At 73.7% G+C, this 14,573-nt stretch carries 16 protein-coding genes; 4 read left to right on the forward strand and 12 right to left on the reverse strand.

All coding sequences use genetic code 11. The features are described from left to right. Positions 1–146: 146 nt before the first annotated feature. On the reverse strand, positions 147–1,370 hold the full coding sequence (locus AC07FV_RS15965; protein ID WP_479087701.1) for a saccharopine dehydrogenase family protein: 1,224 nt from the start codon (positions 1,368–1,370) through the stop codon (positions 147–149). 133 nt (positions 1,371–1,503) lie between these two features. Between AC07FV_RS15965 and AC07FV_RS15970 the strand changes: the two genes are divergently transcribed. Next, positions 1,504–2,217: a TetR/AcrR family transcriptional regulator gene (locus tag AC07FV_RS15970; protein ID WP_479087703.1), complete on the forward strand. Its 714-nt coding sequence runs from the start codon at positions 1,504–1,506 to the stop codon at positions 2,215–2,217. Between the two features lie 90 nt (positions 2,218–2,307). On the opposite strand, the gene AC07FV_RS15975 is transcribed toward AC07FV_RS15970, so the two are convergent. From AC07FV_RS15975 to paaA, 9 genes are read right to left on the reverse strand one after another with little or no spacing between them, the layout of a single operon-like run. Next, on the reverse strand, positions 2,308–3,567 hold the full coding sequence (locus tag AC07FV_RS15975) for a kynureninase (RefSeq protein ID WP_479087705.1): 1,260 nt from the start codon (positions 3,565–3,567) through the stop codon (positions 2,308–2,310). Beyond that, on the reverse strand, positions 3,564–4,412 hold the full coding sequence (locus AC07FV_RS15980) for an alpha/beta hydrolase (protein WP_479087706.1): 849 nt from the start codon (positions 4,410–4,412) through the stop codon (positions 3,564–3,566). Before AC07FV_RS15980 ends, AC07FV_RS15975 begins: the two co-directional genes overlap by 4 nt. Then, positions 4,402–5,250, reverse strand: coding sequence for a tryptophan 2,3-dioxygenase (locus AC07FV_RS15985; RefSeq protein WP_479087708.1), 849 nt, complete (start codon positions 5,248–5,250; stop codon positions 4,402–4,404). Before AC07FV_RS15985 ends, AC07FV_RS15980 begins: the two co-directional genes overlap by 11 nt. A 25-nt stretch (positions 5,251–5,275) precedes the next feature. After that, complete coding sequence (locus AC07FV_RS15990; protein ID WP_479087709.1) at positions 5,276–6,052, reverse strand: SDR family oxidoreductase; 777 nt, start codon at positions 6,050–6,052, stop codon at positions 5,276–5,278. A 59-nt stretch (positions 6,053–6,111) separates the two neighbouring features. Continuing rightward, positions 6,112–7,281 carry a 2Fe-2S iron-sulfur cluster-binding protein gene (locus tag AC07FV_RS15995; protein ID WP_479087710.1) on the reverse strand — a complete coding sequence of 390 codons (1,170 nt, stop codon included), beginning with the start codon at positions 7,279–7,281 and terminating at the stop codon, positions 6,112–6,114. An 8-nt stretch (positions 7,282–7,289) separates the two neighbouring features. Further along, positions 7,290–7,802, reverse strand: a complete 513-nt coding sequence (gene paaD / locus AC07FV_RS16000) for a 1,2-phenylacetyl-CoA epoxidase subunit PaaD (protein ID WP_479087711.1) — start codon at positions 7,800–7,802, stop codon at positions 7,290–7,292. Beyond that, positions 7,799–8,539 carry a 1,2-phenylacetyl-CoA epoxidase subunit PaaC gene (gene paaC / locus AC07FV_RS16005; protein ID WP_479088036.1) on the reverse strand — a complete coding sequence of 247 codons (741 nt, stop codon included), beginning with the start codon at positions 8,537–8,539 and terminating at the stop codon, positions 7,799–7,801. Before paaC ends, paaD begins: the two co-directional genes overlap by 4 nt. Positions 8,540–8,597: 58 nt before the next feature. Further along, positions 8,598–8,909 (reverse strand): 1,2-phenylacetyl-CoA epoxidase subunit PaaB, encoded by a 312-nt coding sequence (gene paaB, locus AC07FV_RS16010; RefSeq protein WP_479087713.1) that lies wholly within the window; start codon positions 8,907–8,909, stop codon positions 8,598–8,600. Further along, positions 8,906–9,916, reverse strand: coding sequence for a 1,2-phenylacetyl-CoA epoxidase subunit PaaA (paaA, locus tag AC07FV_RS16015; RefSeq protein WP_479087714.1), 1,011 nt, complete (start codon positions 9,914–9,916; stop codon positions 8,906–8,908). Before paaA ends, paaB begins: the two co-directional genes overlap by 4 nt. Positions 9,917–10,253: 337 nt before the next feature. Between paaA and AC07FV_RS16020 the strand changes: the two genes are divergently transcribed. From AC07FV_RS16020 to AC07FV_RS16030, 3 genes are read left to right on the forward strand one after another with little or no spacing between them, the layout of a single operon-like run. Continuing rightward, a complete protein-coding gene (locus AC07FV_RS16020; RefSeq protein WP_479087716.1) occupies positions 10,254–10,538 on the forward strand; it encodes an acyl carrier protein in 285 nt (94 codons plus the stop codon). Then, entirely contained in the window at positions 10,538–12,022 is a 1,485-nt protein-coding gene (locus AC07FV_RS16025; RefSeq protein ID WP_479087717.1) for a class I adenylate-forming enzyme family protein, read from the forward strand. Before AC07FV_RS16020 ends, AC07FV_RS16025 begins: the two co-directional genes overlap by 1 nt. Further along, a complete protein-coding gene (locus tag AC07FV_RS16030; RefSeq protein ID WP_479087719.1) occupies positions 12,019–12,972 on the forward strand; it encodes a 4'-phosphopantetheinyl transferase in 954 nt (317 codons plus the stop codon). Before AC07FV_RS16025 ends, AC07FV_RS16030 begins: the two co-directional genes overlap by 4 nt. Positions 12,973–13,026: 54 nt before the next feature. On the opposite strand, the gene AC07FV_RS16035 is transcribed toward AC07FV_RS16030, so the two are convergent. Then, positions 13,027–13,221: an antitoxin gene (locus AC07FV_RS16035; protein WP_053126211.1), complete on the reverse strand. Its 195-nt coding sequence runs from the start codon at positions 13,219–13,221 to the stop codon at positions 13,027–13,029. A 99-nt stretch (positions 13,222–13,320) separates the two neighbouring features. Beyond that, a complete protein-coding gene (gene ccrA, locus AC07FV_RS16040) occupies positions 13,321–14,550 on the reverse strand; it encodes a crotonyl-CoA carboxylase/reductase (protein ID WP_479087721.1) in 1,230 nt (409 codons plus the stop codon). Between the last annotated feature and the right edge of the window lie 23 nt (positions 14,551–14,573).

A 14,573-nucleotide genomic window follows, 5' to 3' on the forward strand; every position in this document is an offset into this window, starting at 1 on the left:
GTGTCACATATCGCCCACAACCACTAATCCCCCGTGCACATCTCGGGTAGGTGCCCACTGTGGCTGGCCGGCTACGGGGGCCCCCCCCCCCCCCCCCCCCCCCCCCCCCGCGACGGGCGGGACGTGTGCAGGCCGTCTCCCGCGGCTCACGCCTCTTCGCGCAGCCCCCAGGGGGACCCGTACTCGGTGAGCAGGTCCAGGAACGGGCGGGCCGGCAGGGCCTCGGGACCGAGGACGCCCCGGCCGGACCAGACGCCGGTGGCGAGCAGTTCGAGGGCTACCACCGGGTTGATCGCCGTCTGCCAGACCACGGCCTGCGCACCGTACTCGCGCATCGACCACTGGTTGTCGACCACGTGGTACAGGTACACCTCACGCCGCCGGCCGTCCTTGGACCCGGTCACCCAGGTGCCGGCGCAGGTCTTGCCGGTCATCCGGTCGCCGAGGGTCGCCGGGTCCGGAAGGCACGCGGCCACCACGTCGCGCGGGGAGACCCGCACCGGCCCGTCCTCCCCCGGCACGGTGACCTTGGCGGTCGAGTCCAGGCCCAGCTCGTGGAGCGTCTTGAGCCGGGCGATGAAGTCGTCGCCCAGGCCGTACTTGAACGTGACGCGCCGGGCGTCCACCCAGCGCGGGATCAGCAGCACCTCCTCGTGCTCCACGTTGACGCACTCGACCGGCCCGATCCCCTCGGGGAAGTCGAACACCTCCGGCTCGCTGAACGGCGCGGTGGTGAACCAGCCCCGCTCCTTCTCGTAGACCACGGGCGGGTTCAGGCACTCCTCGATCGTGGTCCAGATGCTGAAGGAGGGGGCGAACTCGTAGCCCTCGACCGTGAGGTCGGCGCCGTCCCGGACGCCGATCTCGTCGATCTCGTCGAAGAGCTCGTCGGCGGCGTAGCGGGCGAAGACGTCGGACAGGCCCGGTTCCACGCCCATGCCCACCAGGGCCAGGCGTCCCGACGCGGCCCAGCGCTCGCCCAGTTCGAACTGCGCGTCGCCGAGCTTCACCCCGCACTCCTCGTACGGCCGCGAGGTGTGCGGAGCGGACAGCGACATCGCCATGTCGACATAGTCCGCTCCCGCGGCCAGGGCGGCCCGGAACAGCGGCATCACGAACCGCGGGTCGGTCGCGTTCAGCAGGACGTCGCACCGGTGCTCGGTGAGGGCCCGGCGGACCGCCTCCTCGTCGGAGGCGTCCAGCCGCAGCGTGCTGAACCGACCCTCCTGCCCCGGCAGTGCCTCGAGAGCCGCCTGAGCGCGGGAGAGGTCGTAGTCGGCCACGACCATGTGCGTCAGGAATTCCCTGCGGGCGACGATCCGGGTGACGGCGCCGCCGACACCGCCCGCGCCGACGAGAAGCACTCGCATGACTGACACCTTTCGTACGGGAGGCGGGCGCCTCCACAGTGGTGTCGATGCAACAGCGGCGCCTGCTTTAAGGTCAACCTTGTTGGCATAAGGCTCGCGGTGGTTCGCCGCGATGGCGGAAGGGGAGCGGCCGATGCCCAAGAAGGTGGTGCCGGAGGAGGCGCGGCGCAGGCGCAGGCCGACGCGGCAGGGCGCGGTGCTCTCCGAGGCGCTCATCGTGGAGACCGCGCTGCGGGTGCTGCGCGAACACGGCACCGGCGGGCTCACCGCCCGGCGCCTGGGCGCGGCGCTCGGGGCCGACCCGAGCGCCGTCTACCGGTACTTCGGCGGCATGGACGACCTGGCGCGGGCGATCGGCAACGAGCTGATGGGACGGGCGCTGGACGGATGGGCCGCGGCCGGCGACTGGCGCGGTGACCTGCGCTCCCTGGGCCTGGCCCTGCACTCCTCCTACCTCGCCCATCCCCAGGCCGCCGTGCTCACCGCGAGCCGGGTCAGCGGGCGGCCCCGTGAGATCGCCGTGGACGAGGCGATTCTGGGCCTGCTGCGGGGCGCCGGGCTCACGGACCGGGCCGCCGTCCGCTTCTACCACGCCTTCATCGACCTGGCCCTGGCCTTCGCCGCGCTGGACGCCGGCTCACTGGCGCTGCCCGAGGAGGCCCGCCGGGCCGACGAGGACATGTGGGGTTCCCTCTACGCCCGGCTGCCCGCCGCCACCCACCCGAACATCGCCGCGACGGCCGGCCGGCTCGCGGCCCGGATGCCGCACAGCGCGTACCCGGTGGTCCTGGACACGTTGCTGGACGCCGTCGCCGCCGAACTGGCGGTGGCGTCCGCGGCCGGTTGAGCCCCCGCCGTCGCCGCGCGCCCGCGCGGCCACCTCGCCGGACCAGTCGCCGACCGGTCGCCCTCGACGCGTCCGACGAGGGGGCGTCCGTCAGGTCACCGGGCCCCTTGTCGGCGGCGCGGGGTCGTAGGCGGCCCGCAGGGTGAGGTCCCGCAGACGCAGTGCGGCGGTGAGCAGGTCGCGGTGGCTGTTGTAGAGGGCGTTGACGCCGAAGCGCAGCAGGTCGGGTGCGCGCATGTCGGCGATCACGCCGTGTTCGGCGAGGGCGACGACCACTGCACTGGCGTGGGGGTGGCGAAGGCTGACCTGGCTGCCGCGACGGCCCGCCTCGGCCGGAGTGACGGAGGTGAAGCCCAGCGGGAGGAGGAGTTCGTCGGCGCAACGCAGGAAGTAGTCCGTCAGGGAGAGGCTCTTGGCGCGGACCTGCGTCAGGTCGACGCCGTCGAAGGCGGTGAGGGCCGCTTCGAGGGCGAGCAGGGAAAGGATCGGCGGGGTGCCGATGCGGGCGCGGGCGACGCCCGAGGCGGGCGCGTACTCGTCGGCCAGGCCGAACGGATCGGCATGACCGGTCCAGCCGGGCAACGGAGTCCGCAGCGAGGCGTGGTGGCGGTGCGCCACGTAGAGGAAGGCCGGTGCGCCGGGGCCCCCGGAGAGGAACTTGTAGCCGCAGCCGACGGCCAGGTCGATCTCGAGGGCGTCGACGTCGAGGGGCAGGGCGCCGGCCGCGTGGCACAGGTCCCACAGCGCGAGGGCGCCGACGTCGTGGACGGCCCCGGTCAGCGTCCGCATGTCGTGCAGCTCGCCGGTGCGGAAGTCGACGGGCGAGTAGCTGACGACGGCGACCCGGTGACCCTCGGCGGCGAGGAAGCGCGGAAGAGCGGCCGGTGGGACCCGGCGCACCTCCAGGCCCCGGCGGCGGGCGACCGCGTCGGCCAGGTAGCGGTCGGTGGGGAAGTGCCGTGGGTCGGTGACCAGCAGCGGGCGGCCCGGGCGGAGCTCGGCTGCGGCGTCGAGCGCGGTGAACAGCTGCACGCTGGTGGAATCGCCCACCACGGTCTGCCCCGGCGCGGCCCCGATGAGCGCGCCGACGGTGTCGCCCACCCGCAGGGGTGCTTCCCACCAGCCGTCGGCGTTCCAGGAGCCGATGAGGCCGGTGCCCCACTGGCGCCTGACCACGTCGTCGAGGGCGGCCGGGACGGCGGCGGGCAGCGGGCCCAGGGAGTTCCCGTCCAGGTAGACGACGTCCGGCGGGATGAGGAAGCGGGCGCGGAGGGGGGCCAGGGGGTCGTCGGCGTCGAGTCGCGCGGCCCGCTCGTACAGGGCGGCGTCCACGGAGGGTGCGGTGGTCATCGGCATGCGGCCTCCTCGCCCGGCCGGCTGGGGTGTCCCGGGTCGAAAGCGGCCGCCATCTCCCGGAGGGTGTCGGCGACCGCGCGGGCGCCGGGTGCTCCCGGCTCGATGAGGGTGTAGTGGCCGGTGCCGGGCAGGACGACCGTCCGCAGGTCCCGGTGGACGGCGGCGTAGTCGCTGAACTGGCTGAGCGGCACCTCCTCGTCGGCCGCGCCGTGCAGCAGCACGGTGGGTACACCGGTGGTGCCGGCGTCGCGCAGCAGGGTGAGGGGGTCGACCTCGGGCAGCCACTTCTCGAAGTGCTCCTCGCCACCGAGGAGTTGGAGGGCGGCGTCGTCGCTGAGACGGTCGCGGCGGGTGGCGGTGAGGTCGGTGAGCGGTGCGAGGGCGAGCACGCTCGTCGGCAGGGTGCGTGTGTACCAGCGGGAACCGGGCGGCAGCAGCCCCCGGGCGGCGCACCACAGCGCCAGGTGGCCGCCGGAACAGTGGCCCGCCAGGACATGGGGCCGTCCTTTGGGCAGGGTGTCCACGATGCGGGCGACGTCGTCGAAGGTCTCGGGGCAGCCGCCGGCACCGCCGGACCGCCGGAAGCCGGGGAGCAGCACGTCGAAGCCCTGCTGGGACAGGTATGCCGCGAACGGGGTCAGGTGCATCCGGTCGTAGCGCCAGTAGCCGCCGTGCAGCAGGATCACGAGCGGAGCGTCGGGGTCGTCGGACGGCCAGGCGTCGTAGGACTGGTGGGGGTGGTCACCGTAGCGGCCGTGCGCCGGGGCCAGCACCGGCTTGAGGCTCAGGACCCGCTGTTCCTCCTCGGCCGCGAAGGCGGAGATGGCCCTAGACGTCACCGCGCACCTCCCACAGTTCGGGGAAGACCGGGCGGGCCGCGCGCTGCTCCAGCCAGGCGAGCCCGGCGGAACCGGCGCTGCCCGGTCTGGCGCCCATGGCGCGGCGGACGACCAGGACGTGCTCGAAGCGCCAACGGGTGACGAGTTCGGCGATGTCGGTGAGCAGTTCGCCGAGCGTGAGGTGGGGATGGTGCCCGGGCCCGGCGTAGACGCGCCGCCACACCTCCACGACCCCCGGGTCGCTCGAGTACGGGCTGGTCACATCGCGCTCGCGGACGTGGCGCGGGACGGGCAGGTCCTGTCGGTGGAGGTAGGCCAGCACCTCGTCGTACAGAGACGGTTCCCGGTAGGTCTCGGCGAGCGCCTCGTGGACGGCCGGGTCTCCCCGGTGGGCGCGCAGCAGCCCGGGCGACTTGTCGCCGAGGAGAAACTCCATGTGCCGGTACATCGCCGACTGAAAGCCCGACGCCTTGCCGAACGCGGCCCGGAAGCCGTTGAACTGGGCGGGGGTCAGCGCGGCGATGGGCGCCCAGGCACCGCCCAGGGCGGTCAGCGCGCGGCGGCTGCGCGTCAGGGCGTCCAGGGCGGCGGGCAGGTCGTCCTTGGCGAAGGCCACCCGTGCCGTGCGCCACTCGTGCACGATCAGGGTGAACCACAGTTCCATCACCTGGGTGGTGACGAGGAAGCCCATCTCGTCCGGGGCCTCGGTGAGCGGCTGCTGGAGGGAGTTGAGGACGGAGGCGTGCACGTAGCCGTCGTAGGGACTCGCCCCCGGGAACGGCCGGGTCAGGGCGTCGTCCGTCGCCGGTGCGCCGAGTGTGGTCGTGCTGTCGTTCATCGCTTCTCCTAGGGGGCGCGTGCGGTCACACACCGAGGTGCGCGCCGCCGGAGGCGTCGATCCACTGGCCGGTGACCCAGCGGGCGTCGTCGCCGGCGACGAAGGAGACGACGTCGGCGATGTCCACCGGATCGCCGAGCCGGCCGAACGTGGAGGCCTCGGAGTACCTGCGGCGGATCTCCGGGACGGCGAGAGTGGGGTTGATCTCCGTCTCGGTGTAGCCGGGGGCGACGGCGTTGACCGTGATGCCCCGGGGGCCCAGCTCCTGGGCCAGGGCGAGGGTGAGGTAGTCGAGGGCGGCCTTGGTCATGGTGTACGAGACGATCGGCGGGAAGGCGACGCGGGTCGCGACGGAGGAGATGTTCACGATCCTGCCGCCGTCGCGCAGGCGGTCCAGTCCGCGTTGGATGATGAAGAACGGCGCCTTGGTGTTGACGGCGAAGACCCGGTCGTAGTCGGCTTCGGTGACGTCGGCGATGCGGCGCGGGACGGTGATGCCCGCGTTGTTGACGAGGATGTCCACTCCCGCCGGCGCGTCCTGCTCGGCCAGGGCCCGGTCGAAGGCGGACCACAGGGTGTCGGCGTCGTCGGGGACGCCGAGTTCGGCGTGCACGGGGAAGGCGCGGCCTCCCTCGGCCTCGATCTCCTTGACGGTCCGCTCGGCTGCCGTCAGATCGTGGCCGTAGTGGACCGCCACCAGGGCGCCCTCGCGGGCCAGGCGGCGGCTGATGGCTCTGCCGATCCCGCGGCTGCCCCCGGTGACCAGAGCGGTCTTTCCGTCGTGGCGGGCGGCGGTGGTCATCGTGGGGCTCCTTCGGTGAGTGGCCATGGAGGTGGGGGGTGAGGCGGGTGGAGTGGTGATCAGGCGTCGAAGTCGAGGGTGACCTCGGGGGTACGGGGGCGGGCCCGGCAGATGAGCGTGTACCCGGCGGCACGGTCGTGGTCGTCCAGGGCGTACTGGCGGTCCGCCGTCACCTCACCGGCGACGACTCGGGCGCGGCAGGTTCCGCACACGCCTTCGCGGCACGCGTAGGGCACATCGGGGTCGGCACGCAGCAGCGCATCGAGGAGGACCCTGTCGCCCGGCAGGACGGTGGCGTCGCGGCGGCGCCCGCCGAGCAGCGCGGTGGCCCGGGCCGTTCCCGCTTCCGGCGCCCGTCCGGGTGCCCGCGGGGACCGGGGTGCGCGTACCGCTCCCCCGGCTTCCTCCGTGGGGCGCGGCGCCGGGCCGGCCGTGGTGAAGAGCTCTCGACGGACGAGTGAGGGGTCGGCGCCCCGGTCTGCCAGGACCCCCCTCACGGTGTCGACGAGGCCGGGCGGTCCGCACAGGGCGTAGGTGGTGTCGGGGCCGGGTCGGGCGTCCAGGGCCGTCAGCAGGCGGCCCAGCCCGGCCGCGTCGAGCCGCCGCGCGAGCGGGCCGTCGCTCCCCCTCCCCCGGTCCTCACGGGTCAGCACGTGGAGGACGGTGAACCGGTCGACGAACTCGTCTTTGAGCGCGGCCAGTTCGTCGGCCAGCAAGGCGTCGGCGGAGGTGGGCACCGAGTGGAGGAGGGTGATGCGGCAGGCCGGGTCGTGGCGCAGCGCGTGGGCGGCCATGGGGGCCAGCGGCGTGATGCCGGAGCCCCCCGCGATCAGGACGTGGTGGGCACCGGACAGGTCCGGCAGGGCGAAGGTCCCGGTGGGCGGGGAGAGTTCGAGGTGGTCGCCGGGAGCGAGCCGGGTGGCGGCATGGACGCCGAAGCCGTCCGGGCGGCCGCGCCTGATCACCAGCCGGAGCAGGTCGGAGGCGTGCGGGGGCGGGCAGATCGAGTAGCTGCGGCGCGGTTCGGTGCCAGCCTCGGGACGCCGGACGGTGACGTGCTGACCGGGGCGGTGGGTGAAGACGGGACGCAGGGCGTCGGGGACGTCGAGGGTGACGGCCACGGTGTCGGCAGTGAGGTGACGGACCTCGGTGACGCGCAGCCGGTGTCGGCGGACGCGGTGGGAGGGGTCGGCCGGCGGGACGGGCGACGTGATGGTGGCGGTGTTCACGGTGTGCCTCACAACGCGGTCATGTGCGGGAAGGGCTCACGGCACGCCGTGCACCACAGCACCGACTGGCAGCGGGAGGGGCCGAAGGGGCTGTGCGGCCGGGTGGCTCGGGAGCCGCACCGCGGGCAGGGCACACAGCCCAGTTCGACGGGGACCGCATCGTCGGGAGCCGGGGACAAGGGCGGTGCGATGCCGTGCGCGGCGAGCTTGCGCCGGCCCTCGCGGGTGATGCGGTCCGTCGTCCAGGGCGGGGCCAGGACCTGCCGTACGCGACCCTCGGGGTGACCGCAGGCGATCAGGACCTCCCGTACCGCGGCCGTGATCTCGGGCAGCGCGGGGCAGCCCAGGTAGGTGGGCGTGATCTCCACCTCCAGCACACCGTCGGCGCCCGGGGCGACGGCGCCCACCACACCGAGGTCGCCGAGACCGATCACCGGCAGTTCCGGGTCCGGGAGCGCCCGCACCCTCTCGTACACCTCACGGGCGGAGAGCCGGGCCTCAGCCGGCGCGGGCCCGCTCACCAGGTGCCTCCGGGGAACTGTCGCCGCACCGACTGGAGTTCGGCGACCAACGGACCGAACTCCTCCGTGTGCAGGCCGGCACGGCCGCCCCTGGCCGACCAGGTGGGAGTGGGCACGGTGAGTCCCGCCTCCGTGACGACGGCGGTGACCTGCCGCAGCCACGTCTCGTACAGAGGTGCCGGGGAGGGCGCCGTACCGGAGGCGGCCAGGCGGCGCAGCACCGCGTCCTCCTCGAAGAGTTCGCCGGTGTACGGCCACACCCGCTCCAGGCCGTGCCGCATCCGGCGGGCGCTCTCCTCGGTGCCGCGCCCCAGCGTCACCGTCCAGCGGTCCGCGTGCATCCGGTGGAAGGCGACCTCCTTGGCGGCGCGCGACCCGAACGCGGCGACTTCTGTGTCGGCACTGTGGGCGAGCGCCTCATAGCAGAGGACGGCGTAGTGGGTGTAGGCGAGCTGCCGGGCCACGGTCATCGCGAAGTCCCCGTTGGGGAGTTCGGTGAGCAGGGCGTTGGTGAACTCGCGCTCCGAGCGGGCGTAGGCGAAGTCGTCCTCGGCGCGGCCGGTCCCGTCGAGCCCTCCGGCACGGGTGAACAGGGCGCGGGCGTGGCCGATCAGGTCGAGAGCGATGTTGGACAGGGCCAGGTCCTCATCGACGGTGGGCGCGCGGGTGATCCACTGGCACAGGCGCTGTCCGAGGACGAGGGCGTCGTCGCCGAGACGCAGCAGGTGCAGGGACAGGTCGGCGTCGGAGCGGGGTGGCCGGCCCGGTGGGAGGCCCGGGCGCACTTCCCTGACGTCACTGGTGGTGCTCACCTTCGGGGCCTTCCTCGGTCAGCGGTGCGAAGTGTTCGGGGTAGCGGTACGGCTTGTGGCGGGCGCTCGCGAAGTACGGGTCGTGTTCGTCGGGGGAGGCCGCGTGCACGGCGTCGGAACGGACCACCCACAGGGAGAGCGGCTCGCCCCGGCGCGTGTACAGGTCGCGGGCCGCGGCCAACGCCGCGTCCGGGCCGGCCGCGCGCACCGATCCCACGTGCTGGTGGGCCAGGCCCCGGCGTCCCCTCAGGAACACCTCCCAGGACGCCGGAGCGCCCTCCCGTGTTCCGCTCATCCGGCCTCCCCTTCCGTCTCACCCGTCCGGGCGGCGTACGCGGCGGCGGCCTCGCGGACCCAGGCGCCGTCCTCGTGGGCGGCCCGGCGGTGCGCGATGCGCTGCCGCGACCAGTGGGTGTCGTCGCCCAGTGCCTCGCGGTAGGTGTCCCAGTCGACGGGCGTGAAGTCGTAGTGGCCGCGCTCCTCGTTCCAGCGGAGAGCCGGGTCGGGCAGGGTGAGGCCGAGACGTTCGGCCTGCGGGACGCACGTGTCGACGAAGCGCTGTCGCAATTCGTCGTTGGTGTGGCGTTTGATGCCCCAGGCCCGCGCGCGGCGGGAGACGGCGGCGCCCAGCGCGGCGGTCCGCGCGTCGGCGCCGTCCGCCTCGGTGTCGGGCGGACCGAACATCAGGGCCACGGCCGGCAGCCACCACCGGTTCACCGCGTCCTGCGCCATCTCCTTCTGTTCGGGGGTCCCCTCGCAGAGGGCGCGCATCAGGTCGTAGCCCTGCCGTACGTGGAAGGCCTCCTCCTGGCAGACGCGGCGCATGGCCCGGGCGTAGGGACCGTACGAGGTGCGGCACAGGGGCGCCTGGTTGATGACGGCGGCACCGTCCGTCAGCCAGGCGATGGCGCCGGTGTCGGCCCAGGTGAGCGCGGGGTGGTTGAAAGTGGCGGAGGCACGCTGCCGGCCGCGGTGCAGGGCGTCCAGCAGGTCGGCGCGGTCCACGCCGAGGGTCTCGGCGGCGGAGTACAGGTAGAGGCCGTGGCCGGCCTCGTCCTGGACCTTCGCGATGAGCACCGACTTGCGCCGCAGGGACGGGGCGCGGGTGAGCCAGGCGCCCTCCGGTTGCATGCCGATGATCTCGGAATGGGCGTGCTGGGCGATCTGGCGGACGAGCATGCGGCGGTACCCGTCGGGCATCCAGTCACGCGGTTCGACCGTCCCGCCGTCGGCGACGAGCGCCTCGAAGCGCGCGAGGGCCTCCCGGTCGTCCGCGGTACCGGTGAGGGTCGGCGCGGTCATCGGGCGCCGCCCGAGTGTCCGGCGTGGGCGGCCGTGGTGGCCCGGCGTGTCCGGCCCCGCCCCGGGGTCCGGCCCCGTACCGGCTGCCTGGGCACTCGCATCACTCCTTCGCCTCGTGACCGCCCGCGTCGGGCCGGAGAGGGCCGGGCGGAACGGGTCGTTTCGTTGCGGTAAGAGGCCGGGCGGGCGGCCCGGCTATCCCCGTGGCGCGAGGTTCGGGCGCGTGACAAAGCTCACGGGCCGGCTTGGGGAGTGGAACGGTGTCGTGGCCGCCTCTTGAGGGGGTGTCATTCGAGAACCGCGCGGCGGCCGGCACGCCGAGGCGAAAGGGGAAACCATGAGCACCATCAGGGAGTTGCTGGTCGAACTCACCGGCACGACCGAGTACGCCGACCAGATCGGGGACGATGTCGACCTGGCCGCCAGCGGCATCGATTCCGGGGACCTCGTGCGCCTCGTGCTGCTGGTCGAGCAGCGGCTCGGCGTGGAGATCACCGCCGAGGACATGGAGGGGCTGCACACGATCGCCGACTACGAGCGCTTCGTGGCCGAGCACGCGGCCGCCGGGACCTGTGACGCGGCAGGTGTCGGCAGTGCCGCCGGTGCGAGCGACGGTGTGTGATGTGGCTGACACAGCTGTTGGAGCGCAACCGGCAGTGCCGGCCCGGCCGGACCGCGCTGGTCGACGAGGAGCGCAGCGTCACCTGGGCCGAGTTCCACGACCGCACCCTGGAACTGGCGCGCGGGCTGGCCGAACTGGGCATCGAGCGGGGCGACCGGGTCGCCGTCCTCTCCAAGGACCGGATCGAGGTCCTGGAGAGTTACTTCGCGCTCGCTCGCCTCGGGGCACTGTTCGTGCCGCTCAACCACAGTCTGGCCGAGCCCGAGGTCGCCGGGATCGTCGAGCGCGTCGGGGCGGTGGCCGTCATCGGTGAGTCGGACCTGCTGGACCGGCATCCCGAACTGCCGTCGTCGGTGCGGATCAGGCTGGCCCTCGACAAGCCCTCCTTCACGGCGCTGGGCACCCTGGCCGCCGACCGGGACCTGCCGGAGGTCGCCGACACCGACCCGATCGCCGTGCTGCACACCTCGGCGACCACCGGGCAGGCCAAGGGCGTCACCGTCGACAGCGGGTCGTTCCGGGCGATCGCCCTCGGCTGGCTCGTGATGGCCCGGCCGACCGACGACATCGTCATGGTCAACTGCTGCCCGCTGTACCACGGCAGCATGGTCGTGTCCCTGACCTACCTGGCGGCCGGCGCGACGGTCGTGCTGATGCCCGGCTTCACCCCGCAGCGGGCGCTGACCGCGGTGGAGCGGCACGGCGCCACCCACCTGTGGCTGGTGCCGCAGATGCTGCGCTTCATGCTCCAGGCCAAGGCCTCCCGGCGCGCCGGCCTGTCCAGCCTGCGGGAGGTCCTGTACGGCGCCGCGCCGATGCCGCCCGACGTGTACGCCGAGGCGGTGGAACGGCTGGGCTGCGGCTTCCGACAGGTGTACGGCATGACCGAGGTGGGCGGCCCGTTCGTCACCCTCGGCCCCGACGAACACCCCGCCCCCGGGGACGTCGCCGTCCGCATCCCGTGCGGACGCGTCGTGCCCGGTATGTCGGCCCGCGCGGTGGACGGGGGCGGCCGGGAACTTCCGCCCGGTGAGATCGGCGAGATCGTGGTGCGCGGACCGGGCGTCATGCAGGGCTACTGGAACGACTCGCAGGCCACTCGGGAGATCACGGCCGACGGCTGGATCAGGACGGGCGACCTCGGCTTCATGGACGACGAGGGGCGCATCAGCCTGGTGGACCGTACGAAGGACGTCATCATCCGCGCGGGCCAGAACGTCTACCCCTCGGAGATCGAGCGCGCCCTGATGTCCCACCCCGCGGTCCGGGACGCGGCGGTCGTCGGCATGCCCGACGAGGACTACGGCGAGGTGCCGCTGGCCTACGTCGTCCAGGAACCGGACGCGGACCTGGGAACGGCGGCGCTCCTCGCGCACGTAGCGGGTCTCCTCGCGCCCTACAAGCGTCCGCGGCGGGTGGAGTTCATCGAGCAGGTGCCGCGCAACCCCGCCGGCAAGATCATCAAGAAGCTGCTGCGGGTGTGAGCGGCGGCGGTCACCCGGCAGCGGACAGTGAGCTGAGCGGGATGCGTCCGCTGCTGGCCGCCGCCGGGCTCGGTCTGGGTGTCGCGGCCGTCTCGGAGCCCTGTCCGGAGCCGGCGGGGCCTGCCGAGGCGGCCGCGGCGGCGTCGATGCCGGCACGCCGCCGACTGGAGTTCCTGGCGGGCCGTCGGGCCGCCCGGCGGGCGCTGCGCGCGGTGGGTCTGGACTGCGGCGAGATACCCCGCTCGGGGCGGTTGCCGGTGTTCCCGCCCGGCCGGGCGGCGTCGATCTCGCACAGCGCAGGCGTCGCCGTCGCCGTGGCCCGCGCGCCCGGGGCCGCCCTGCCGCTCGGCTGCGACCTGGAACTGCGGCCCCTCCCCCGCGCGGCGGCACGATTGGTGCTGAGGGCCGACGAGGAGGTGCTCCTCGGCCAGGAGGAGCAGGAGGAGGAACTGCCGGGCTTCCCCGCCCGGCCGGCGGGCACGGCGGCCTGGTCGGTCACCGCGCTGTTCTCCGCGAAGGAGGCAGCGTGGAAGGCCTTGGCCGTGCCCGGAGACGGGCGCCAGGTCGAATCCGTGCACGGGCACCGGGCGGGGCCGGTCGACGATCAACAGACCTGGCTTCTGAACGGCCGCCGGGCCGAGCCGGCCGACGGGCATCGGGCCCGGCGTCCGCTCGAGCGCCAGGCAGGGCCCGGCCGTGAGCACCCGGCCGCCGCACCGGACAACGGCCGGCACCGGGACGGGCCCGGGGGCCGGCGTCGAACGGTCCCCGGGGGACAGCCTCCGCCCTGGTCGGCGGGGAGCCTGCGGGATCTGCGCCTGTGCCCGTCGGGAGACGCCCTGCTCGTGTGCCTGCGCGCCGACCCCGCCCACGCCGTGCGGGTCCGGGTGGTCCGCGTCGGAGGCGGGGTGTTCAGCTACGTCCTCGGCCGAGCGGGCGCCCACGACTGAGCACGGGCTGCCGCCCCGGCGCATCGCACCGGGGCGGCAGCCCGCCGTTCCTGGTCAGCGGCCCGCAGGGCCGCCGTCACGGTAGGAGCGCCGCGCGGCGTCGGCGGCCTTGTCGGTCTGGGCGTCGTACTTGCCCCCCGTGCGCTGGTCGACCGTTCGCTCGGCCCCCGCGACGCCCTTGTCGGCCTGGTCGGGGTGGCCCTTGGCCATCTGCTTGGCCTTGGTCATCATCTCGCCGAGCTTGCCCATGGGGTACCTCCCGGGATCGTGCGTGTGGTCGTTCCCGGCCGCAGGTACCCCTCAGGCGGTGGGCGAATCACCCCGCCCGGCGCGCCCCTGCAGCGGACCTCACAGCCGGTCCCCGACGCGCGCCGCCATGTTGCCGGCCGGATGCCGGTTGTCGTGGATGAGCTGGTGCGCGAGGCCGATCTCGTCGAAGTCGAAGGTCCGGGACAGGCAGGGATCGATGATGCCCTGGTCGATGAGCCGGGTGACCTCGCGTGCCTCCCGGGCGGTGGCGACGTGCGATCCTTGCAGGCGCTTCTGCCGCATCCACAGGAAGCGCAGGTCGACGTCGCCGTTGTAGCCGGTGGTGCCGCCGCACAGGACGACCATGCCGCCGTTGTCGCACAGGTACAGCGAGGTCGGGACGGTGTCGGCGCCGGAGTGCTCCAGCACGATGCGCGGGCCGCGGCGCTCGCCGAGCACGTCCCACAGGCGCCGGCCGAAGGCGCGGGCGCCCGAGAGCCAGCGGCCCATCGCCTCCTCGTCCGAGGTGTCCGGCAGCCGCCCCCAGTGATCGAAGTCCCGCCGGTCGATCCAGCCCTCGGCGCCCAGTTTGAGGCAGAACTCGCCGCGTTCCTCGTTGGAGACGACCGCGACGGGGATGCCGCCGACGTGTCGGACGAGCTGGATGGCGATGCAGCCCAGGCCGCCGGCGCCGCCCCAGATCAGCACCGGGTCGCCGGGGCGCACCGTGTGCGGGGGCCAGCCGAAGAGCTGACGGTAGGCGGTGGCGGCGGTCGCCATGTAGCAGGCCGCCTCCGCCCAGGAGAGCCGGGTGGGCTTCGGGTGGCACATGTAGTCGTCGACTACCGCGAACTGGGCGAAGGAGCCGTAGTTCTCCTCGTAGCCCCACACCCGCTGGCCTGCGGACCAGGTGGGGTCCGCTCCGAGGCGGACGTCCTCGGCCCTCTCGTCCCAGCGGTTGGCGAGGACCACGACCTCGTCGCCGAGCCGCACCCCGCGCACGTCCTCGCCGACCGCCCACACGATCCCGGAGAGGTCGGAGCCGCCGATGTGGAAGTCCTCGGTGGCGCCCGCCTTCTGCCGGGCGGCGATCACGTCGAGCGGCGAACCGAGGGCCGCCCAGACGTTGTTGTAGTTGATCCCGGCAGCCATCACCTTCACCAGGACCTGTCCGCGGCCCACGGGCGGCACGTCGACCACCTCGGTCCGGAACGCGTCGACGGGCTGTCCGTAACGCTCGCGACGGATGAGCGAGGCGTACATCTTCCGCGGGGCGGTGCCCATGTCGGGCGCGTCGCCGAGTTCGTAGAGGTCTTGGGTCGCTCTCACGCTGGCTCTCCTCAACGCGGGTT

The organism is Streptomyces sp. NPDC045956, assembly GCF_056430705.1.